Annotated in this window: 16 protein-coding genes; 7 read left to right on the top strand and 9 right to left on the bottom strand. The window is 68.5% G+C overall.

Translation table 11 applies throughout. The features are described from left to right. Window positions 1–87 precede the first annotated feature (87 nt). The 7 genes from IEZ09_RS04820 to IEZ09_RS04790 all read right to left on the bottom strand — a co-directional run bounded on the left by IEZ09_RS04820 (window position 88) and on the right by IEZ09_RS04790 (window position 10,662). Complete coding sequence (locus tag IEZ09_RS04820) at window positions 88–978, bottom strand: ROK family protein (RefSeq protein ID WP_189252343.1); 891 nt, start codon at window positions 976–978, stop codon at window positions 88–90. An 11-nt stretch (window positions 979–989) separates the two neighbouring features. Continuing rightward, on the bottom strand, window positions 990–3,158 hold the full coding sequence (locus IEZ09_RS04815; protein WP_189252342.1) for an NEW3 domain-containing protein: 2,169 nt from the start codon (window positions 3,156–3,158) through the stop codon (window positions 990–992). Between the two features lie 51 nt (window positions 3,159–3,209). Continuing rightward, window positions 3,210–5,312, bottom strand: coding sequence for a hypothetical protein (locus tag IEZ09_RS04810; protein ID WP_189252341.1), 2,103 nt, complete (start codon window positions 5,310–5,312; stop codon window positions 3,210–3,212). Window positions 5,313–5,318: 6 nt separating this feature from the next. Then, window positions 5,319–6,086, bottom strand: a complete 768-nt coding sequence (locus IEZ09_RS04805; protein WP_189252340.1) for an amino acid ABC transporter ATP-binding protein — start codon at window positions 6,084–6,086, stop codon at window positions 5,319–5,321. Continuing rightward, on the bottom strand, window positions 6,083–6,880 hold the full coding sequence (locus tag IEZ09_RS04800; protein WP_189252339.1) for an amino acid ABC transporter permease: 798 nt from the start codon (window positions 6,878–6,880) through the stop codon (window positions 6,083–6,085). Before IEZ09_RS04800 ends, IEZ09_RS04805 begins: the two co-directional genes overlap by 4 nt. Window positions 6,881–6,956: 76 nt before the next feature. Beyond that, the gene (locus IEZ09_RS04795) at window positions 6,957–7,766 is read right to left on the bottom strand and encodes an ABC transporter substrate-binding protein (protein ID WP_189252338.1); all 810 of its coding nucleotides are present in this window, start codon (window positions 7,764–7,766) and stop codon (window positions 6,957–6,959) included. Between the two features lie 241 nt (window positions 7,767–8,007). Then, entirely contained in the window at window positions 8,008–10,662 is a 2,655-nt protein-coding gene (locus IEZ09_RS04790) for an MGH1-like glycoside hydrolase domain-containing protein (protein WP_229812247.1), read from the bottom strand. A gap of 137 nt (window positions 10,663–10,799) precedes the next feature. Here IEZ09_RS04790 and IEZ09_RS04785 point away from each other — a divergent pair, with 137 nt between their 5' ends. After that, complete coding sequence (locus IEZ09_RS04785; protein ID WP_189252336.1) at window positions 10,800–12,539, top strand: P-loop NTPase fold protein; 1,740 nt, start codon at window positions 10,800–10,802, stop codon at window positions 12,537–12,539. Here the strand turns inward: IEZ09_RS04785 and IEZ09_RS04780 are convergent. Continuing rightward, window positions 12,490–13,908, bottom strand: coding sequence for a M20/M25/M40 family metallo-hydrolase (locus IEZ09_RS04780; protein ID WP_189252335.1), 1,419 nt, complete (start codon window positions 13,906–13,908; stop codon window positions 12,490–12,492). The genes IEZ09_RS04785 and IEZ09_RS04780 overlap by 50 nt on opposite strands. A 354-nt stretch (window positions 13,909–14,262) precedes the next feature. Here IEZ09_RS04780 and pdhA point away from each other — a divergent pair, with 354 nt between their 5' ends. The 6 genes from pdhA (at window position 14,263) to IEZ09_RS04750 (ending at window position 20,783) form a co-directional block, all read left to right on the top strand. Then, window positions 14,263–15,459 carry a pyruvate dehydrogenase (acetyl-transferring) E1 component subunit alpha gene (pdhA, locus tag IEZ09_RS04775; RefSeq protein WP_112226479.1) on the top strand — a complete coding sequence of 399 codons (1,197 nt, stop codon included), beginning with the start codon at window positions 14,263–14,265 and terminating at the stop codon, window positions 15,457–15,459. After that, window positions 15,459–16,484, top strand: a complete 1,026-nt coding sequence (locus IEZ09_RS04770) for an alpha-ketoacid dehydrogenase subunit beta (protein WP_189252334.1) — start codon at window positions 15,459–15,461, stop codon at window positions 16,482–16,484. The genes pdhA and IEZ09_RS04770 overlap by 1 nt, the downstream gene beginning before the upstream one ends. Before the next feature lie 14 nt (window positions 16,485–16,498). Then, a complete protein-coding gene (locus tag IEZ09_RS04765; RefSeq protein WP_189252333.1) occupies window positions 16,499–17,866 on the top strand; it encodes a dihydrolipoamide acetyltransferase family protein in 1,368 nt (455 codons plus the stop codon). A gap of 66 nt (window positions 17,867–17,932) precedes the next feature. Beyond that, window positions 17,933–19,423, top strand: a complete 1,491-nt coding sequence (locus tag IEZ09_RS04760) for a carboxylesterase/lipase family protein (RefSeq protein WP_189252332.1) — start codon at window positions 17,933–17,935, stop codon at window positions 19,421–19,423. A 44-nt stretch (window positions 19,424–19,467) separates the two neighbouring features. Further along, on the top strand, window positions 19,468–20,388 hold the full coding sequence (locus tag IEZ09_RS04755; protein WP_189252331.1) for a helix-turn-helix domain-containing protein: 921 nt from the start codon (window positions 19,468–19,470) through the stop codon (window positions 20,386–20,388). 68 nt (window positions 20,389–20,456) lie between these two features. Next, the gene (locus tag IEZ09_RS04750) at window positions 20,457–20,783 is read left to right on the top strand and encodes a hypothetical protein (RefSeq protein ID WP_189252330.1); all 327 of its coding nucleotides are present in this window, start codon (window positions 20,457–20,459) and stop codon (window positions 20,781–20,783) included. A 4-nt stretch (window positions 20,784–20,787) separates the two neighbouring features. Here IEZ09_RS04750 and IEZ09_RS04745 read toward each other — a convergent pair whose 3' ends face one another. Then, window positions 20,788–21,945 carry an acyltransferase family protein gene (locus tag IEZ09_RS04745; protein WP_189252329.1) on the bottom strand — a complete coding sequence of 386 codons (1,158 nt, stop codon included), beginning with the start codon at window positions 21,943–21,945 and terminating at the stop codon, window positions 20,788–20,790. Window positions 21,946–21,953: the final 8 nt, after the last annotated feature.

The following is a 21,953-nucleotide window of genomic DNA, read 5'->3' as shown; positions in this document are numbered from 1 at the left end:
CAGCCAGGTACGACAACCGGCGCGCACCTTCACCGCCCTCCGCACAGGCTCAAGCGGCAAACCCGCTGCACCACACCCGCAGCCCGGTCAGCGCACCAGCGCCGCCGCCCCCACCAGCCCGGCCTCCCCACCCAGCCGAGCCGCCCGCACCTCCAGCCCAGCCAGGTACGACAACCCGGCGTACGTCTTCAACGCCCTCCGCACCGGCTCGAACAGCAACTCCCCAGCCTGCGCCACCCCACCCCCGATGACCGCCAGCTCCAGGTCGCACACGGCAGCGGCACCGGCGATAGCCATCCCGACGGCCTGACCGGCCCGGTCGAACGCCTCGAGCGGGATCTCGTCCCCGGCCAGCGCGGCGGCGGCCAGCACGGCGGCGTCCGCGTCGTCGGGCGCCTGCCACCCGGCGCGGCGGGCCCACGCCACCATCCGGGGGCCGCCGGCCACGGTCTCGACGCACCCGCGCCCACCGCACGTGCAGAGCTCGCCGTCGGGCTCGACGACGATGTGGCCGATGTGCCCGGCGTTGCCGGTCCGCCCGCCGAACGGCCGCCCGTCGAGCACCAGCCCGCCGCCGACACCGGTCGACACGACCAGCCCGACCATGAACCGGCTGCCCTGCCCGGCCCCGCGCCAGTGCTCGCCCAACGCCATGCACACGCCGTCGCCGGCCAGCTCCACCGGCACGTCGGGGAACAACGACGACACCGCGGACCGCAGCGGGAACGCCTGCCACGAGGGCACGTTGATCGGTGAGACGGTGCCGGCGACGGTGTCCACGGGCCCGGCCGAGCCGATGCCGACGCCCGAGACGGCCTCACCCCGCACCACCGACGACACCACGGACACGACGGCGTCCCAGGGGTCGGAAGCCGGCGTGGGCACCCGAGACGACCGCACCACCGCACCCGACGGGTCCACCAGAGCGGCAGCGATCTTGGTGCCGCCGAAGTCCAGTGCCAGCACCAGATCAGTCACGGTGACCCATGTTAACCAGCCACTTCGAGCCTGATCACCGGACTGGTCCTGACCAGCTCACCGGCCGCCACCTTCACCACGGCCGACCACGAGCCGGCCGCCGCCCACGCCGGCGGCGAGAAGTCGAAGTCGAGCGCCAACCGCCCCTGACCGGGCACCACACCGGACGTGCTGAACGGCCCGACCAGCTCCCAGGTCTCCCGCGGCGACAAGATCCAGGCCTGCACCGGCAGGTCGCCGTGCGCTCCGGAAGCCAGCACCACCCGCAACGACGACGAAGTGCCGGGCGCCGCCGACACCACCGAGGGCGACGAAGCCACCCACAACACCTCGACGGGATCCTCGAAGTCCCACTCCGGCACGGTCAGCAGCACCACGTCGTAGACCTCGAACGGCAGTCCGTCCAAAGTGGCCCGCACCGGATAGCAGCCAGGTGTCCGCGGCGGCACCAGCCGCACGTCGGCTGACACGTACCCACCGGCGGGGAGCGACACCGGCAACGTGTCCCACGAAGCCGACCACCCGTCCGGCAGCGACAACCGGACGACACCCTCGAACGCCTCCCCGTCCGACACCGCGACCACCCGCAGCCGGGTCGGGCCGAGCACCTCCAGGTGCACGTTCGCGGCGAGCCCTCCCAGCGGCGCGGGCTCGTGCAGCCAGTACCGCCCGAACACCGGCGTGACGGCGGGCGAAACCGGTCCCAGCGGTGGCCCGGCCACCGTCAGCCGCGGGGCCACGGCGGACAGCGAACCGTGCGACGGCGACCGCGAGCCCAGCACCCCCACCAGCGGGGAAGGCCCGAGGTGGTCGACCTCGTGCCACAGCGTGAACGTCGACGACCCGACCATCTTCTCGCCGACCTCGCTGTGCCAGACCGTCACGGGCCCGGTCAGCCGCGGCGGCTCCAGAACGGGACCGTCCACAGCGACCAGAGAAGCGATCGGGTCGTACGACAGCACGTAGTGCGTGGACGCGATCTCCGTGCCGAAGCCCTGCTTCCACCCGTGGTCGACGTCGTCCTCGACCAACGAACACGTCCGCCATCCGCGCGCCGGCACGTCACGCGCCAGGAACGTCACGGTGGTCCCGTCGACCAGTGTCGGCAAGGCCTCACCGTCGTGGGCGACGTGCACGTTCCGAGGCGAAGGCAGGTGCACGGACACGACGTCCGTGCACGGCACGTTCAACGGGTTCCACACGACCACCGACGAGTCCACAGTGGACGTCAACGCCGCCAATGACCGCGAGATGATCTCCGAGTGCAGGTCGAAGGCCTCACGCGGATGCGCCGCCGCAGCCCGTGTGAGCGCAGCGGTCGGATAAGCCGCACCGGTCAGCCGGGCAGCGTGCGTCGCGAACACCGCCGCGGCCGAGTCGTCGAGCGGAGCGGGAGGCACCGGCACCTTGCCGCGCACGTAGTAGTCGCGCGGCAACGAGCAGATGACCCGCGGCCACGTGTAACGGGCCTGCCAGTCGTGGTGGATCGCGGTCGTCCACGGCGAGGGCATCGAGCGCGGCGCCCCGACCGGCAGCATCACGTGCGGCGCCGAGGCGGAAGACCGTCGCGCCAGGAACGACGAGTAGACCGCCCGCTCGGCCTCGCCCAGCGACGAAGCCTCCAACGGCGATCCGGCAGGCAGCGACCAGAGCAACGGCGCTACACCGACCACATTGGACGGAGAGCCGACGACCTCGATCCGTCCCTCGGAGATCAGCCGCAGCAGCAGCGACCGGTGTTGCGGAAACGTGTCCCAGTAGGGCTGCAGCAACTCCACCGACGTCACGGCGAACCGGTAGGCGGGATCGGTCAGAGCCAGGTCCAGATGAGCCCGCAACACCGGGAAGGGCGCATTGGCCGCCACGTGCCCGACGAGGTGCACCGTCCACCCTGGAGTGCCCACGACCAGCGAGAACGTGCACGAATCCTCGCCGGCCGCCGACCTCACGACGGCCTGAGCGGGCACCACCGAGCCGGGGGAGTGCTCGGACACGTCGACGGCGACCTCGTAGCCGAACGGTCCCGGCATCAGCGCACCGCCGTGCCGCGGCGAGTGCAGACCGGGTCCGGAGACGTGCGCGTGCACCGGTCCCGCCAACGTAGGCGAGGTCACCCGCACCACCTGCAGCAGCGCGGTCCGAGGCCCGACGAAGAGCTCGGTGGACTCGGCGGCGATCACTGAACGATCGCACCACCGTTCAGTACCAGACGAAATACCCCGATGGTGGCGTCATCGTTTCAACATTCGTGTCAAACCAGCGGCCACCGTCGTCGCGAGAATCCAGCCCGTCACGATCAGTCCCGACGCGATCCACTGCGACGCACCCGGCGTCTGCCAGCGGTTCTTGTTGCCGAAGTCGACGATCGGCACCACCAGGTCGATGGTGTAGAGCCACGCGTTCCACGGCAGGTGGTCCTGCTCGTTGATCGGCACCAGCGGCCCCTTGAACTGGAACCACATGCTGCCGAGCATCCACGCCGCGATCAGCCATCCGAGAGCGCGCGCCGGCCGGTAGCCGTAGCCGACCATCGAACGCTGCAGGAAGCTCCACAGCAGCACCAGCGGACCGAAGAACCGCATGCCCTCCGCGACCGCGCGGTACCGCAGGCGTTGCTTCTCGATCAGCACCGTCGAGGCGTGTTCCTCGTTGCCCGCCGCGGTCAGCATTTCGGCGAACTGGTCGTACGGGCGCGGGCGGTAGCTGCGCCGCATCGCGTGCCGCAGCCAGCGCAGCCGTTGCTGGACCTGGGCGTCGTCGCGGAGGTCGATCGGGTAGGCGAGCGAGTCGTAGCGGAAGTCGTCGAGGTCGATGAAACCCGTGGCGTTCCAGAAGTTCTCGTTGTCGTCCAACGACGTGCAGCGCGCCTGCCGCAGCGTCACGAGGCCTTTCGGCGGCGACACGACGTTGAGCATCAGTTCCTGCACCTGCATGCCCATGGCGTTCAACGCGTGGCTGTCGAGCTTGTAGCCGAGCACCGCGCCGTTGAAGTTCGCCATGCGGCCGATGGTCGCGCGACGGCACCGAACGCCGCCGTGTGCGACGAACTCCTTGTCGCCGCGCGCGCAGATGAGGTCGCGGCCGATCGTGGCGCCGCCGATGTCGAGCGACGGCTTCTCCCGCGGCTGGTGGCGGTACTTGCCCGGCTTGATCAGGCGGCTGCCGCGCAGGTCGAGGTTCGCGCCCACGGTGATGCCGCGCAGCTCCAGGCCGCCGGAGATCTCCGACTCGCGCACCACGAAGTTGCTGCCGATCTGCGAGCGGTTGGTCAGCAGGGCGTCGGCGGCGGGATTGTCCACAACGGCCCGCTCGATCGTGATGCTGCCGCGCACGTGCGTGTCGACCATGCGCAGCTGACCCTTGATCCGCACACCGCGGCCGACGATGTCGCCGCCGATCTCCGCGCCGTCGACGTGCAGCGCGCGGCCGGATCCGGTCGGGTCGGTGCCCACGGCGGGTGGCGACACGGCGTCCAGCACGGCGTCTGCCAGCGACATCGTTCCGCCCACGCGGGCGTTCACGGCGCGGACCGTGCCGTGGCTCGTGAAGCCGCGGTCGAGCTCCAGGTCGCCGGACACGTCGACGCGGTCGAGGATCAGCGTCGCGGACGGGTCGGCGTGCGGGTCGGTCGTGTCCTCGAACGCGTCACCGCGCGAGAGCATGGCGCGGCTCAACGACAGCGTGGAGCTGATCCTGGCGTTGGCGAGGAACACCACGCCGTGCGAGGTGAACGCGCCGAGCAGGTTGCCGCCGACCTGCATGCCGTTGCCGTTCAACGTGAAGCCGTCGGCGTTCTCCAGCACGGCGCTGCCGAGGTTGACGTTGCCACCGATGCGGGCGCCCGCGAGGCGCACCTCGCCCTCGGTGTGGATGCCGAACGCGAGCAGCGCGCCCGCGACGGTCAGCCGGTCGCCGTGCACGCACAGTCCGCCGGGAACGCTGAACCTGCTGTCGCGCAACAGGACCGAGCCCGCGATCTCGGCGTCGGTGAGGTCGATCAGGTCCGACACCCGGCAGGCGAGCAGCGAGACGTCGTTGCTGCTGCTGAGGTTGCGCGCCTGCAGCCCCGGCAGATCGCAGTCGGTGAAGGAGATGCCGGCGAGGTTCGCCTGCCGCAGGTCGGGTGCGGCTTCGAACTGGCAGCGCTCGAACTCGAGCACGTACGGCACCTCCACCGCGCGCAGGTCCAGCACGTCGGTGACCACACGGTCCACCACGCGGATGACGGGCGGGGTGCTCGGCCTGCGCCGAGGCAACCGCCACCCGCCCGTTCCGTCGTTCTCCCCCGAGAGTCCCCGCAGCACCTCGGCCGCGGTGACTTTCCCCCTCGCCACGCGGCCCTACTCCGGGTCGCCAGGACCGTGGTGCGTCGGGTCGAGGACGCGGCGCAGGAACGTCCTGGTGCGTTCCTCCTGCGGGTTGCCGATCACCTCGGCCGCGGGGCCCTCCTCGACGATGTAGCCGCCGTCCATGAAGATCACCTTGTCGGCGACCTCGCGGGCGAACTGCATCTCGTGCGTCACGACCAGCATCGTCATGCCCTCGTCGGCGAGCTGGCGCATCACGCCGAGCACGTCACCGACGAGCTCGGGGTCGAGCGCCGAGGTCGGCTCGTCGAACAGCATCACCTCGGGGTCCATCGACAGCGCGCGGGCGATCGCCACGCGCTGCTGCTGGCCGCCGGAGAGCTGCGCGGGCATCGCGTTGGCCTTCTCCTTCAGCCCGACCCGCTCGAGGTTGCGCAGTGCGACCTGCTGGGCTTCCTTCTCACCGCGCTTGAGCACCTTGCGCTGCGCGACGGTCAGGTTGTTCAGCACGCTGAGGTGCGAGAACAGGTTGAAGGACTGGAAGACCATGCCGATCTTCGTGCGTGCTTTGTCGATGTCGACGTCCGGGTCGGTCAGCTCGACGCCGTTGACGACGATCTTGCCGCCGTTCGGTTCCTCCAGCAGGTTCACGCACCGCAGCAACGTCGACTTGCCCGAGCCGGACGGGCCGATGATGCAGACCACGTCACCCCGGTTGACCGTGACGTCGATGCCCTTGAGGACGTCCAGCGTCCCGAACGACTTCTTCAGTCCGGAGATCTCGACGAAGACCTCGCTCATACGACCGACACCTTCTTCCCGCCGGTGCGACGCTCCAGGTGCCGCGACAGATAGCCGAGCGGCAGGGTGATGATCAGGTACAGGAAGCCCGCGATCACGATCGGCGTCATGCCCCGGTACTCGTTCATCGCCTGCCTGCCGAACTGGGTGAGCTCCCGCTCGCTGGCCGCGAGACCGATGACGTAGATCAGCGACGAGTCCTTCGTCAGCATGATGAGCTCGTTGGTGAGCGGCGGCAGGATGATCCGGAACGCCTGCGGGATCACGACCGTGATCATGGTGCGGGACGCGGACATGCCGAGCGACCGCGCGGCCTCGATCTGGCCCTTCGGCACCGCCTGGATGCCGGCGCGGATCGTTTCGGCCATGTACGCGCCCGCGACGATGCCGAGCGCCAGCATGACCGTGGAGTAGGTGTCGAAGCGCAGCTGGAACGCGGTCGGGACGCCGTAGGCGAAGGCGATGAAGACCAGCAGCGCGGGCACACCGCGGAAGAACTCGATGTAGGCCGTCGCGATCCAGCGGTACGGCCCGACCGAGGAGAGCTTCATCAGTGCCAGCACCAGGCCGAGCGCCAGACCGAACGCGAAACCGAGCGCGGAGTAGATGATGGTGTTCTTCAGCGCGACGACGATGATGTTGGGGAAGAGCTTCGCCGCGACCTCGAAGTCGAGGAACGCGTGCTGGATCTTGCCCCAGTCGGCGAACACCGCCAGCAGGACGATCGCGACGATCAGGACGCCGTACTGCACGCCTCGGAACACTTTGGCGCGTTGGCGCTTGGACATTGCCATGAGGTGCTACCTCGCGAACTGAGGTTGGACAAGGAGCAGGGCCGGTGCGCGCGCACCGGCCCTGGGGCAAGCCGGGTTACTTCTTGTCCGGCTTCTTGCCGAACCACTTCTCGTAGATCTTGTCGTACTCGCCGCTCTCCTTGGCCTTCTTGAGCGTCGCGTTGATCTTGTCGAGGAGGGCCTTGTTGCCCTTCTTCACGCCGATGCCGTACTGCTCACCGGTCTGGAACTCGGTGACGACCTCGAGGTCGGCGTTCTTCTTGACGTAGTCGTAGAGGACGCCGTTGTCGTTGATCGCCGCGTCGACCGCGCCGGTCTGCACCGCGGTCAGCTGCAGGGCGAGGTCCTCGAACTCGATGATCGTGTAACCGCCGGCCGCCTCGTTCTTCTTGGCGTACTCCTGGCCGGTCGTGGAGGCCTGGACACCGATCTTCTTGCCCTTGAGCGCCGCGAGGTCCTTCGCGCCGGAGCCCTTCTTCGCGACGAGCGCCTGCGTGGCCTCGAAGTACGGGTCGGAGAAGTCGAAGTTCTGCTTGCGGGTGTCGGTGATGGTCATACCGGCGGCCGCGGCGTCGCACTTGTTGTTGTTCAGGTCCTGGCCGGACTGGATGCCCTCGAACGGCGTGTCCAGGATCTCCTGCTTGACGCCGAGGTCCTTGGCCACGAGGTTGCCGAGGTCCACGTCGAAGCCGACCGTCTGGCCGTCCTTCTCGAACTGGAACGGCTCGTACGGCAGGTGCGTGCAGACGGTCAGCGTGCCGCTCTTCACGAGCGGGACCCCGCTGTCCGTGCTCCCGGTGGTCTGCGTGCTCGTCGCGCATCCGGCCACGGCGAGGGCCAAGGCGGGGAGTAGGGCGAGCAAATGTTGCCTGGTTCGACGAGCCACTGCGTCACTCCTCGTAATGTCGCGGACGAGTGAACGGGATCCTGCCACTCGGGTGACGTGGTGGACAGCACGTGCGTGTTACAGGCCACTTGCTTGCAATAATTTTGCGTCAAATGGCGATGACAGCCGCAGGATCTTGCGCGAAATAGCCTATATCACACAATGTCTGCACGTATTGCACCCGAATGGTAACCGACTGCGATCGTGTCCTTGATCAGGATTTGATCACGGCAGGCGCTGCTCAGCGCCTGCGTGCGGTCAACAGGCCCGCCACCAGCGCCGTCCATCCGGTCTGATGGGTCGCGCCGAGCCCTTCGCCCGTGTCGCCGTCGAAGTACTCGCTGAACGTGACGTGGTTGCGCCAAAGCGGTGACTCCGAGGCTTCGATCCGCTTGCCGTCCGACGGCCGCCGCCCGTCGCCGTCTGGCAGGAAGAGCGCGATCAACCGGTCGCTCAGCTCGTCGGCCACCTGCCCCGCGGTGAGGTGGCGGCCGGAGTGCGTCGGCATCTCGACCTGGAACGTGCCGTCGTGGAACGCGCAGACGGTCCTGAGCGCCTCGACGAGCAGCGCGTTGGTGGGCAGCCAGACCGGGCCCCGCCAGTTCGAGTTGCCGCCGAACATCGGGCTGGTGGACTCGCCGGGCTCGTAGCCCATCCGGTGCTCCTGACCGGCGACCTTGACCTCGAGCCCCTCGCGGTGGGCGGCGCTGAGCGAGCGGATCCCGTGCGGCGAGAGGAACTCGTGCTCGTCGAGCATCCGGTGCAGCACGCGGCGCAGCTTGTGCTCGTCCAGCAACGACACGAACGCGCCGCGCTTGTCGTGGAACGTGATGAACTGCCGCAGCTCCGGCCGGCGCTTGAGCAGGTGCTCCAACCGGCTGGTGAACCCGTGCAGCTCACTGAGCACCCACGGCTCGAGGACCGCTGACGCGAGGAGCGGGATGAGGCCGACCATCGACCGCACCCGCACCGGTTCGGACTCGACGCTGCCGTCGGGGTGGCGGCGCGAGACCCGGTCGTAGCAGAAGCCGTCCTCGTCGTGCCAGATCCCGCTGCCCGACGACCCGAAGTGCGTGAACGCCTCCGCGATCGACAGGAAGTGCTCGACGAACTTCGTCGCGACGTCCTCATAGGACTCGTCGGTGCGCGCAAGCTCCAGCGCGATTTGCATGAGGTGCAGGCTGTACGCGGCCATCCACGACGTGGCGTCCGACTGCTCCAGCCGCCACTCGCCCAGCATGGGCTCGGACCTGTTGACCGGCCCGATGTTGTCCATGCCGAGGAACCCGCCCTCGAACAGGTAGCTGCCGTCGGCGTCCTTGCGGTTCACCCACCACGAGAAGTTGAGCAGCAGCTTGTGGAAGATCTTCGCCAGGAACTTGCGGTCCTTGCTGCCGTCGGCCCGGTAGACCTGCAACGCCGCCCACGCGTGCACAGGCGGGTTGACGTCGCCGAACTCCCACTCGTAGGCGGGAATCTGGCCGTTCGGGTGCATCATCCACTCACGGCAGAACAGCAGCAGCTGCTCCTTCGCGAACGCCGGGTCGACCAGCGTGAACGGGATCGTGTGGAACGCGAGGTCCCACGCCGCGAACCAGGGGTACTCCCACTCGTCCGGCATGGAGATCACGTCGGCGACGTCGAGGTGCCGCCAGTGCACGTTGCGAGCCTCTGGCGTGCGTCTGCTCGACGGTGCTTCCGGCTTGGTGGGATCGCCGTCGAGCCAGTCCCGCGTCCGGAACCGGTAGTGCTGCTTGGTCCACATCAACCCGGCCAGCGCCCGCCGCAGCACGTGCTTCTCTTCGGGGTTCGCTTCGGGCGCGATGGCGTCGTGGAACTCGTCGGCCTCGAGCTTTCTCGCCCGGAGGGTCTCGTCGAAGCTGGGCCCAAAAGGGTCCGGGTGCCCGTCGCCGCCGGTCAGCCGCAGCCGGATCGCCACCGTCTCGCCCGGCTCCACGGGGTCGAACGAGTACCAGGCCGCGAACTTCGTGCCCGCCGCCTCGTCGCCGTCCGGCCCGACCACCTGACAGGTCGACGTGCTCCCGTGCACCACGTAGTTGCAGATGCCGTCCTTGGTCCACGGCGACGGGTTGCGCTCGGCCCCGAAGAGCGACATCTCGTTGCTCTCGTTGTCCGTCATCAACATCGACGGCGCCCCGTCGAGGTGCAGCGTGTACCGCCCGAGGTTCCCGTGGTCAGCCGTCACCGTGCGGCCGGTGGCCGTGCTGGCCACGAGCTGACAGGGCCGCTCGTCCCGGCCCCAGGCCCACGTGTTGCGAAACCAGAGCTGAGGGAGCAGGTGCAACGGCGCGTCGTCGGGCCCGTGGTTGGTCGCCCTGATCTCGACGCAGATGTCGTCGGTGCCGGCCTTCGCGTAGGTGACCTCGACGTCGAAGAACCGGTTCTCGTCCAGCACCCCGGTGTCGGCCAGCTCGGGCTCGCGGTTCTCCCGCCCGGCGTTGCGCGCCATCTCCCGCAGCTGCCCGTACGGGAACTCCTTCTGCGGATACCGGTACACCACCTGCATCCACGAGTGCGTGGGCGTCCCGTCCGTCAACCACCAGTGCTCCTTGACGTCCTCACCGTGGTTGCCCTCGCTGTTGGTGAGGCCGAAGTACCGCTCCTTGAGGATCGGGTCGTTGCCGTTCCACAGGGCCACGGCGAGGTTGAGGAACCCGTGGACGTCGCAGATCCCCGCGATGCCGTCCTCGCCCCACCGGTACGCGCGCGCACGGGCGTGGTCAAAAGGGAACGACGCCCACGCATCGCCCTCGGGCGAGTAGTCCTCGCGGACCGTCCCCCACTGGCGGCCGGACAGGTACGGCCCCCACAGGCGCCAAGGCGAGGTCGGGGTCTCCGACTCCGCGAGGCGCGCCCGTTCCGCTTGTTCGCCCATCGCCCCAGTGTGGGACACGGGGCCCGGCACCTGGTCGGGCCCACGTCAGGTCTGAGTCATTCCTCACTAAAAAGCCGGGTGGAGCATGACCTGAACGGCCCATTTCGATCGGGCTCGAACGAGTGCACCATTCCGTGGTGGACGAGACGCAAGTCTTCGAGTGGGCACTCAGCGTGGGTCTGCAAGACAACGAGATCCGCAGGCAGATTGACGCTGGTCTCATTACCGAGCGCGATCTGCGCGAGTCGGCCCGCCGTGCCCAGTCCGACATCCTCGCTACCGCACGATCTGAGCAGGAAACGTTCGAGGCGGTGAACCCGTTCGCGCCGTTCGTCCTGTGGGCGGCGCGGATCGCGGTTGCTCTGGTGCCAGTTGTGGCGGGGCTGGGGTTCGTGCTTCCTTTCGGCTGGTGGTGGATTGTCGCGACCGTGGTGACCGCGCTGGTCCTGTTCTTCCTCGTCGCGGTTGACTTGTGGATCCCCGGCGGGAAGAGGTTTCTCGCCAGCTACCCGAACAGGGCGCGCGCCGACTGGATGTTCGCGATGGCGGAACGGGGAGTGCTGCCAGTCCTCCGCGCAGAGGTCAACAGTGTGGACGTGACGCGCGGTACGACGTTGCCGTTCACGGACTCGAAGGGTCTGTTCGGAGGCACGCCGTTGGTTGCCCATCAGCGGACCCTTGCCGGTGAACGACTTGCCGAGTTGGTGCGGTCGGTCAACGGCGGCAGCTTCGCGCTCGCCGGCCCGCGTGGCGTGGGCAAGACGAACCTGCTGCGGGCGTTTTGCGCCGGTACCTATGCCGTACCCGATCAGCCAGAGGATCTGACCGTGCTCGCTTCAGCACCCGTCGAGTACGTGCCGAGGGAGTTCTTACTGCACCTGTACGCCGAGATCTGCCGGGCTGTTATCGCCCGAGGTAACGCGCCTCACCTGGTCAAAGCCGCAAAATCTGGGCTCGTCTCCATTGCGTACGTCCAGACTCGCAGCAACGAGGTGAGCGGTAAGTACGGCTTCAAGGGCGCTGAGATCAGCCTCAAGCGCGGAGACAGCATGGCAGGCCGGGCGCCGACTTATCCCGAGGTCGTGAACGACTTCCGGGCGTTCGTCCAGGCACTCGGCCGGGTCGTCATCGCAATCGACGAGATCGACAGGATCGGCGCCGGGGAGCAGGCGCGGCGGTTCCTCAGCGAGCTGAAAGCAATCTTCGACATCCCTGGTTGTTATTACCTGGTGTCCGTGTCGACCGAGGCCCAGCATGACTTCGAGTTGTCCGGGATGGGCCTTCGCAGCGTCTTCGACAGTTCGTTCGACGAGGTCATCAGGGTCGACTACCTGGACTTCGATCTCGCCAGGAGGCTACTCGGTCGGTTGGTGATCGGGTTGCCCGAACAGTTTGCCGCGCTGGCTTACGTGTTCTCCGGCGGGTTGGCACGGCAGTTGATCCGCGCCGCTCGGGACGTGCTCAGGCACAAGGAGGGCACAACACTGAGCGAAGTTGCGCGGACGCTCGCCAACGACGAACTCTACCGCGTGTGTGAGACGACCTCTGATGCCCTGACCGCGCTGGACGATCCCGAGGGAGTTACAACGCTGTTGCGAGCGTTGATGAGTCGGCCGGTCGACTTGCAAGGCGTCTACCAGGGCGAATCCAAGGCAGTCCGTGAACTGCGAGACCTAGCCGCAGCCCGGATCCGGTTCCTGGAGGTTGTGGTCGAGATCTTCACCGACGGCCTCGACGAGGTGCTCCTCGACGATCTTGACGCGCTCGCGAGGGCGCGTCGCTACGTGGGGAGCAACCCCGTCACCGGCCTTGCGTTGCTTGAGGAGTTCAGCGCTGCTTGGACTGCGCGTCCAGCACCAACGCGACCGCCTCGGTGATCCGAGCCGCGTGCGCCAGGTGCAGCCACTCGTCGGGAACGTGGCAGTTCGAGTCCGGCCCGACCGCGCCCGTGACCAGGAACTGCGCGTCCGGGTAGGCCTCGTGCAGCAGCCCCATGAACGGGATCGACCCGCCCAGCGACACGGTCCGCCACGGCGCCCCGAACACCTCCTTGCCGGCGTCGTCCAGCGTCGCCGCCAACCACGGCGCGAGCTCGGGCGCGTTCCAGCCGTCCGCGGCCTCGACGCGCGAAAGCTCGACAGTCGCGTTGTAGGGAACGTCCGTGGTCAGCCGCTCCTTCACCGCCTCCAAGGCAGCGGCGGAGGAAGCCGTGGGCGGCAGCCGGAACGAGAGCACCAACGACGTGAACGGCCGCAGCACGTTGCCCGCGTCCTCCGGCGACGGCAGGCCGTCCGCGCCCGTGATCGAGAGCGTCGGCCGCCACCCGGTGCCCAGCGCCTGCTCCACCTCGTCGGTGGACATCGGCTGCAGGTCGCCGACCCGCGGCACCGGACCCCACAACGCGCCCGGCGCGGCCTCGACGGCCTCGCGGACCTCGGCCAGGCGGTGCGGAGGGATCTCGACGTGCATCTCCGGGACCAGGATCTCGCCGGTCGCGGAGTCCTCCAGCCGGTCGAGCAGCACGCGGGCGATGCGGAACGACGACGGCACCATGCCGGACGACATGCCGGAGTGCAGACCGCCCTCCAGCACCCGCACGGTCAGCGTGACCTGCACCAACCCGCGCAGCGACGTGGTCAGCCACATGCGGTCGTAGTCCGAGCCGCCCGAGTCGAGGCACACGACCAAGGACACCTGGCCCAGGCGAGAAGACAGGTGCTCCAGGTAGGCGGGCAGATCGGGCGAACCTGACTCCTCGCCGGTCTCCAGCAGCACGACGCAGCGGGAGTGCGAACCGCCTGCCGCGCGCACGGCCTCGATTGCGGCGATTGCGGCATATCCGGAGTAACCGTCATCCGCGGAGCCACGGCCGTAGAGACGTCCGTCACGCAGCACCGGGGTCCACGGGCCGAGCCCTTCGCTCCAGCCGCCCACCGGCGGCTGCTTGTCGAGATGTCCGTAGAGCAACACCGTGTCGTCGCCCGCGTTACCGAACGCGGGGACGTCGACGAGCAGAAGCGGCGTGCGTCCCGCCAGTTGGACGACCTCGAGCACCGCGCCGGGCAGCGAGCGGGAGGCGATCCAGGCGCGCACGTGCTCGATCGCGGCGGCCAGTTCGCCGTGCTCTTCCCAGGCGGGATCGAACGCGGGCGAGATCGCCGGCACGGCGACGAGCTGAGACAGGCTCGGGACGATGTCGTCGTCCCAGAGCGTCCGGACAGTGCTGGTCACAACTGAGCGGTCCACCTCTCGATCCTGTCACGACTCGCCCTCCGCTCGCGTCCACAACCGTGTCCGTGGAGACCTCCGACGAAGTTAACGATCGGTAACCGGGACAACGACGTCCGGTAATCGGACGGCGTAGTCGGAGGGCAAAAGGTCGAACCTCCGACTGTTGTCGCTGATCAGAACGTTGACTCGTGTGTTACGAAGTGGGACGGGTCTCACCAACACGGGTGAGGCCGTGTCAGGATGTGGTCGTAAGCCACCGTCAACGCCGACGGATGCCTCCGGCCCCACAGGGTTGGCGGTGACCGCCGGCGTCGCCGCACGAGGTCGTCACGAGCGATCGGGCGGTCGGAGAGACAGAGGAGAAGGCGCATGTCGTCCCCTGAGCAATGGACGCACCCTGAGCCGGACGCAGCGCCGGCCGCCACTGCCGCAAAACCGACAGCGGAACAGGTGATCGCAGGCTTGCGAGCGACAGACGAGGGTGGCGCCGACCTGGTGCAGCTCCTCACTCCCGAAGGTGAGCGGGTCACGCACCCGGACTTCGACATCGACATCTCGGCGGAGGAGCTGCGCGGCCTGTACCGCGACATGGTCCTGATCCGCCGGGTCGACCGCGAGGCGAACGCGCTGCAGCGCAAGGGCCAGCTCGGCATCTGGGTGCCGCTGCTCGGCCAGGAGGCCGCGCAGATCGGCGCCGGCCGCGCGATGCGCCCGACCGACATGGCGTTCCCCAGCTACCGCGAGCACGGCATCGCGTGGACCCGCGGCGTGCACCCGACGGAGTTGCTGGGCATCTTCCGCGGCACCGACCAGGGCACGTGGGACCCGGTCGAGAAGCGCTTCCACCCGTACACGATCGTCATCGGCAACCAGGTCCTCAACGCGGCCGGGTACGCGATGGGCCAGAAGTTCGACGGCAAGGTCGGCGACGACGACGGCGAAGCCACCATGGTGTTCTTCGGCGACGGCGCGACCTCCCAGGGTGATGTGCACGAGGGCTTCGTGTGGGCCGCGGTCTACGACGCGCCGCTCGTCTTCTTCTGCCAGAACAACCAGTGGGCCATCTCCGAGCCCACCGAGCGCCAGTCGCGCCTGCCGCTGTACCAGCGCGCCCGCGGCTACGGCTTCCCCGGCATCCGCGTCGACGGCAACGACGTGCTGGCGACCCTGGCCGTCACGCGCTGGGCGCTGGACGAGTGCCGCCACGGCAACGGCCCGATCCTGATCGAGGCGTTCACCTACCGGATGGACGCGCACACCACCTCCGACGACCCGACGCGCTACCGGCTGTCGGACGAGCTGGAGCTGTGGAAGCTCAAGGACCCGATCGAGCGGGTCAAGGTCTACCTGGTCCGGCAGCAGTGGGCCGACCAGGAGTTCTTCGCGGGCGTCGAGGCGGAGGCGGACGAACTCGCCGAGAACCTGCGCGAGTTCTGCGTCAACATGCCCGACCCGCCCGCTGAACGGATCTTCAGCAACGTCTACGCCGAGGGCAACCCCAACCTCGAAGCGCAGCGCGACGAATTCCTCGACTACGTCTCGGGTTTTGCTGGAGGTGAGCACTGATGGCTGCTCCGACCATGGACCGATCCACGACCGCTGCCCCGGCGACCCCGGTGCAGACGCTCACGATCTCCAAGGCGCTCAACATGGGCCTGCGGGCGGCCATGGAGGCCAACCCCAAGGTCATCATGATGGGCGAGGACATCGGCAAGCTCGGCGGTGTCTTCCGCATCACCGACGGCCTGCAGAAGGACTTCGGTGAGCAGCGCGTGCTCGACACGCCGCTCGCGGAGTCCGGCATCATCGGCACCGCCGTCGGCCTCGCGATCCGCGGCTACCGCCCGGTGTGCGAGATCCAGTTCGACGGCTTCATCTTCCCCGGCTTCGACCAGATCGTGTCGCAGGTCGCGAAGCTGCACTACCGCACCCAGGGCAAGATCAAGCTGCCCATGGTGATCCGCGTGCCCTTCGGCGGTGGCATCGGTGCCGTCGAGCACCACTCGGAGTCGCCCGAGTCGTACTTCGCGCACACCGCCGGCCTCAAGGTCGTCTCGTGCTCGAACCCGTCCGACGCGTACTGGATGATCCAGCAGGCGATCGACTGCGACGACCCGGTGCTCTTCTTCGAGCCCAAGCGCCGCTACTACGAGAAGGGCGAGGTCGACACCACGGCCCAGCCCGGCCCGTTGTTCGCGTCGCGGACGCTGCGCACCGGCACGGACGCGACCCTCGTCGCGTACGGCCCGATGGTCCGCACGGCCCTCGACGCCGCCACCGCGGCCGCGGAGGACGGCACGTCGCTCGAGGTCATCGACCTGCGCACGCTGTCGCCGCTGGACCTCGCGCCGGTGTTCGAGTCGGTGCGCCGCACCGGTCGCCTGGTCGTCGTGTCCGAGGCGCCGTCCGAGTCCTCGATCGCCAGTGAGATCGCGGCCAAGGTCCAGCAGGAGTGCTTCTACTCGCTGCAGGCACCGGTGCTGCGGGTGACCGGTTTCGACACCCCGTACCCGCCGTCGAAGCTCGAGGAGGAGTTCCTCCCCGACCTCGACCGGGTGCTGCACGCCGTCGACCGCTCTCTCGCCTGGTAAGGGGACAACCGGAAATGCCGCAGTACAAGCAATTCCCCCTGCCCGACACGGCAGAGGGGCTGACCGAGGCCGAGATCCTCACCTGGCACGTCAAGCCGGGTGACACCGTCACGGTCAACCAGATCATCGTCGAGATCGAGACGGCCAAGGCCGCCGTCGAGCTGCCCTGCCCGTGGGCGGGCGTCGTGACCGAGCTGCACGCCGAGCCCGGCCAGACCGTCGAGGTCGGCGTCCCGATCATCACGATCGACACCGACCCCGGTGGCGCCGCCGCACCCGCACCCGCACCTGCTGCCGCTGAGGCGAACGGCACCTCGTCGGGCAAGATCGGCGAGGAGATGCCGGGCGGTCGCATCGCGACGCTTGTCGGCTACGGCCCGAAGTCCGGCACGGCCAAGCGCCGCGCACGCAAGGACACGGCTGCCCCCGCTGCCGCTGTCGCCGCTCCGGCTCCGGTCGTGGCACCGCAACCCGTTGCGGCGCCTGCTCCCGCTCCGGTCCAGGCTCCCGGCGGTTACGTGCCGCTGGCCAAGCCGCCGGTGCGCAAGCTGGCCAAGGACCTCGGCGTCGACCTGTACTCGCTCACGGGCTCCGGCCCCGACGGCGTGATCACGCGCGAGGACGTCGAAAGCGCCGTCGCCGCACCGGCTCCCGCCGCTGCACCGTCCTCTGTGGACAACGGCGCGCGCGAGCGCAGGGTGCCGATCAAGGGCGTCCGCAAGGCGACCGCGCAGGCCATGGTCGACAGCGCCTTCACCGCACCGCACGTCACCGAGTTCCTGACGGTCGACGTCACGCCGATGATGGAGCTCCGCGCCCGCCTGAAGAACCACCCGGAGTTCCGCGGCGTGAAGCTGACGCCGCTCGCGTTCTGCGCCAAGGCCGTCGTGCTGGCCACCCGCCGCACGCCGGACGTCAACGCGACGTGGGACACCGCGGCGAACGAGATCGTCTACAAGGACTACGTCCACCTGGGCATCGCGGCCGCCACGCCGCGCGGCCTGGTGGTCCCGAAGGTCCGCGACGCCGACCGCATGTCGCTGAAGGAACTGGCGATCGCACTCGATGAGCTCGCCACCGTCGCCCGCGACGGCAAGACCGCCCCGGCCGACATGATGAACGGCACCATCACGATCACCAACGTCGGCGTCTTCGGCGTCGACACCGGCACGCCGATCCTCAACCCCGGCGAGTCCGCGATCCTCGCCCTGGGCGCGATCCGCGACATGCCGTGGGTGGTCGACGGCGAGATCAAGATTCGCAAGATCTGCCAGCTCGCGCTCTCCTTCGACCACCGCGTGGTCGACGGCCAGCAGGGCTCGCAGTTCCTGGCCGACGTCGGCGCGCTGCTGGCCGACCCCGGCTTCGCGATGACCTACTGAGAACAGCTCGGTATGTGACGGGCCCGCGGATGTCGATCCGCGGGCCCGTTCGTTCGACGCCCGTGCATGAACAAGCGACTCTCTCTGTTGATCGCCGCAGCCCTGCTGGCCAGCCCGGTCGGTGTGGCGCAGGCTTCCGAACCCGGCCTCGTGCGCACCGACGCCGGCCCTGTCCGCGGCACCGTGCTCGCCGATCGCCAGGTCTACCAGGGCATTCCGTACGCGGCGCCGCCGGTGGGTGAGTTGCGGTGGCGCTCGCCGCAGCCGGTCGCGCCGTGGACGACACCTCGTGACGCCACCAGGCCGGGCCCGGTCTGCGCCCAGTCGGCTGGTGCTGGATCGCCGAGCAGCAACGAGGACTGCCTGTACCTCAACGTCACCACGCCCTCCACGCACGGCCGCAGGCCGGTCATGGTCTACCTCCACGGCGGCGGCAACAGCTACCTGTCCGGCGACGGCTTCAACCCTCGGCGCCTGGTGGTGCAGGGCGACGTCGTGGTCGTGACGATCAACTACCGGCTGGGCTTCTTCGGTTTCTTCGGACACCCGGACCTGCCGGAATCGGGCGCGTACGGCATCGAGGACCAGCAGGCCGCGCTGCGGTGGGTGCAGCGCAACGCCGCCGCGTTCGGCGGGGATCCGCGCAACGTCACGGTTTTCGGTGAGTCCGGCGGCGCGTTCGACGTGTGTGCGCACGTGACGTCACCGAAGTCGCGTGGGCTGTTCCAGAAGGCCATCGCGCAGAGCGGCGGCTGCTCCACCAAGTGGGGTGCCAACGGCGTGATCCACGACAAGCCGGCCGGTGCTCCTTGGATCACGAAGGACGCGGCCGCGGCCGATGCGGTGGCCATCTCGGCTCAGCTCGGTTGCTCGGACGTCGCGTGCCTGCGTGCGTTGCCGCCCACGGCTTTCACCGCCATCGACCGCGGCGCGACCCCGGTGGTGACGGGCAACAGCGTGCTGCCGGTGCACCCGGTCGACGCGCTGAAGTCCGGCCGGTTCAACCGCGTCCCGGTGATCTGGGGAAACACCCGTGACGAGGGCAGGCTGACGTCGGCGACCGTGCCGGAGCCGTTCGACTACCAGGCCCTGCTGGTGCAGGGCTTCGGTCAGGAGAAGGCCGCCAAGATCGCCGCCGAGTACCCGGAGGGCGAGTCCGCACGTCTTGCCTACGGCTCGGTGCTCACTGACGGCGTGTGGGCGTGCAACCAGCTGTCCGACGATCGGTTGCTCTCCCGCTACACGCCGACGTACGGCTACGAGTTCGCCGACCGCACCGCGCCCGTTGGGTGGTTCAAGGACCTCTTCTCCGAAAGCTTCCCCGGCGGTGCCGCGCATTCGTTCGACCTGGCCTACTTCTTCGACATCCCGATGTTCGACCTCAACCCGGCACAGCAGCAGCTCGCCTCGACGATGATCCGCGACTGGACCACGTTCGCGCGGACGGGCAAGCCGGGCTGGGCGCGGGGCACCGTGCAGGAGTACTCGCTGGAGCGTGTCGGCCCGATCAACGGCCTGACCAGGCACAACTGCTCGTTCTGGAACTCGATCGGTTAATCGGGTTTGACTCTCCAGTCACTGGAGGGTTCAGAGTTGTCCCCGTGACGCGCTACCAGATCGGCGAGCTGGCCAAGATGACCGGCCTCACCGTCAGAACAATCCGGTTCTACTCCGACCAGGGCCTCATCCCGCCCACCTCGAGAACGGTCGGCGGCTACCGGACCTACGACGGTGAGGCGGTCGCGAAGCTCAAGCTGGTCCGCACGCTCAGGGATCTGGGCGTGGACCTGCCGACCGCCGGGCGGATTCTCGCCCGCGAGGTGACGGTGACCGACGTGGCGCGGGCACATGCGGAAGCGATCGACGCACAGATGAAGACGTTGCGGCTGCGCCGCGCCGTCCTGCGCGCCGTCGCCAAAGGAGGGGAGATGGAACTGATGAACGAGTTGGCACGGATGTCGGACGAGGAGCGCCAGCGCATCCTCGACGACTTCTTCGAGGAGGTGTTCGGGCCCTACGAGCTGGATCCGCAGTTCGAGCAGCACATGCGATCCGTGCGGATCGAGCTGCCGGACGACCCGACGACCGAGCAGCTGGAGGCCTGGGTCGAGCTCGCGAAGCTCGTGCAGGACCCGGACTTCCGCGAGTCGGTCAAGCGGATGTCCCAGCAGCACGAGGAACGCCGCCGCAACGGCATGGACATGAGTCCGCCGGAGAACAACCAGATGGAGGCGTTCAACTTCGCGATCGACCAGGCGCGGCAGGCCCTCGAGGCCGGCATCGCTCCCGAGTCGGAAGCCGCGAAGGAGATCGTCGACCGCGTGAACGCCAACTGGGCGGAGGCGCTGGGCGTGCCGAACGACGAACGCGTCGTCGAGCGGCTGGGCACGTTCTCCGACTTCGCGGACCCGCGTGCCGAGCGGTACTGGGTGCTGATCGCGAAGATCAACGGGTGGCCCGCCATGCCGGACCACTCACGTGAGCGCGCCTGGCTGCGCGCTGCCGGACAGCCGTTCGGCTAGACCACCTCGCACACGGGAACCGGCTGGGCGCCCAGCTCGTTCCTGTAGCAACGAAGGGGGTCGTGATCATGTCTGCCTTGTTCGAGGTGCTCGGGGGCGTGCTCGGGGAGTTCATCGGTCCGTCAGGCGACGACTACGCCTACGGAGACGGTGATGTCTTCCTGGACGGCAAGTGGGAAGAGGGCGAGTTGTTCTTCGGTCCCACGAAGATCATCTGGGCCGAGCGGATCATCTTCAGCCCCGAGGAGGGTCGGGTCGATCTGATCACCGACCACGACTCGCCGCACCCCAACTTCGTCGTCCTGCACTTCCGCCGGGCCGAGGACACGGTCCTGCTCGCCGTGCACCGCCGCGAGCTCAAGCGCGTGGGCGCGGTTCTGCGGCTGCCGGGCTAGTCGCTCAGGCGCCGACCGGCACCGGCGGCACTTCCTTCGCCGGCGGGTTGACCGCGGCCGGCATCTTCGAGCGGCGGGCGATGATCCGGCGGCCCAGCTCGATCGCCGGGTGCTCGACCCAGCGGAACACCACGTCGGCGAGCAGCAACGACGCCAGCGTGACCACGACGGCCGTGAGCGTGCCGTAGACCTGGAACCGGGGCAGCAGCGCGCCGACCATGAAGCCCGCGATGCCCTGGAACAGGTACAGCGAGTAGGAGCGGTCGCCGACGAAGCGCATCGGGGCGGTCGACAGCAGCCACGTCATCGGGTTGCGGCCCAGCAGCGACACGATCAGCATCGCCGTCAGCACCGCGTAGGCCAGCAGCAGCACCACGGCGTTGCCGGTGGAGTGCCAGAGGGTCTCCATGTTCACGTGCAGCACGGCGAACCCGATCATCGCGACCGGCGCGACCAGCGGGTGGGTCAGCGGCTGGACGAGCTTGAACAGGCGCTTGCTGTTCATGACGATCGCCAGCAGCGCGCCGATCAGCAGCACCACGTAGTGCACCGTCGAGGTGTACAGCGCGGTCATCGAGTAGCTGGTGTACCACCCGGCGGTGAGCGGGATGCAGGCGACGAGCACGGCCATCGCGCCCAGTGCGATGTAGACGCGGCGCCGGGCGGCGGCCACGCCCGCGAAGACCATCAGCGCGGGCCAGACAAGGTAGAACTTCTGCTCGATGCCGAGCGTCCACGAGCCGGAGAAGTAGTCGTTCGGAGCGCCCTTCATGCCCTCGGGCAGGAACTCGTTCATGAACGTCAGGTAGTACTTCAGCGTCTCCGGGTAGCGGATCGTGAAGAAGTCGCCGCGCAGGTAGAAGAACGCCATGATGAAGGCGAAGATCACGAAGTAGGGCGGCATGATCCGGAACACGCGCCGGATGTAGAAGTTCTTGAGCGAGATCCGGCCCTTGGTGTCCTGCTCGCGCAGCAGCAGCGTGGTGATCAGGAAGCCGGACAGCACGAAGAAGAGGTAGACGCCGACCCACCCGGACAGCCACTTCCACTCGGCGCCGCCGAAGTGGAAGAACACCACGATGACGGCCGCGAACGCGCGCAGTCCGTCCAGCGCGGGGAAGCGCCGCATCGCCATGAACTCGGCATGGGTCAACGTGCGCACGACGTTCC

This window comes from Lentzea flava (genome assembly GCF_014648475.1).
In the GTDB taxonomy this organism is placed as follows: Bacteria; Actinomycetota; Actinomycetes; order Mycobacteriales; family Pseudonocardiaceae; genus Lentzea; species Lentzea flava.
The sequence above is the reverse complement of the archived record's forward strand: the minus strand, read 5'-3'. Positions and strand labels throughout refer to the sequence as shown.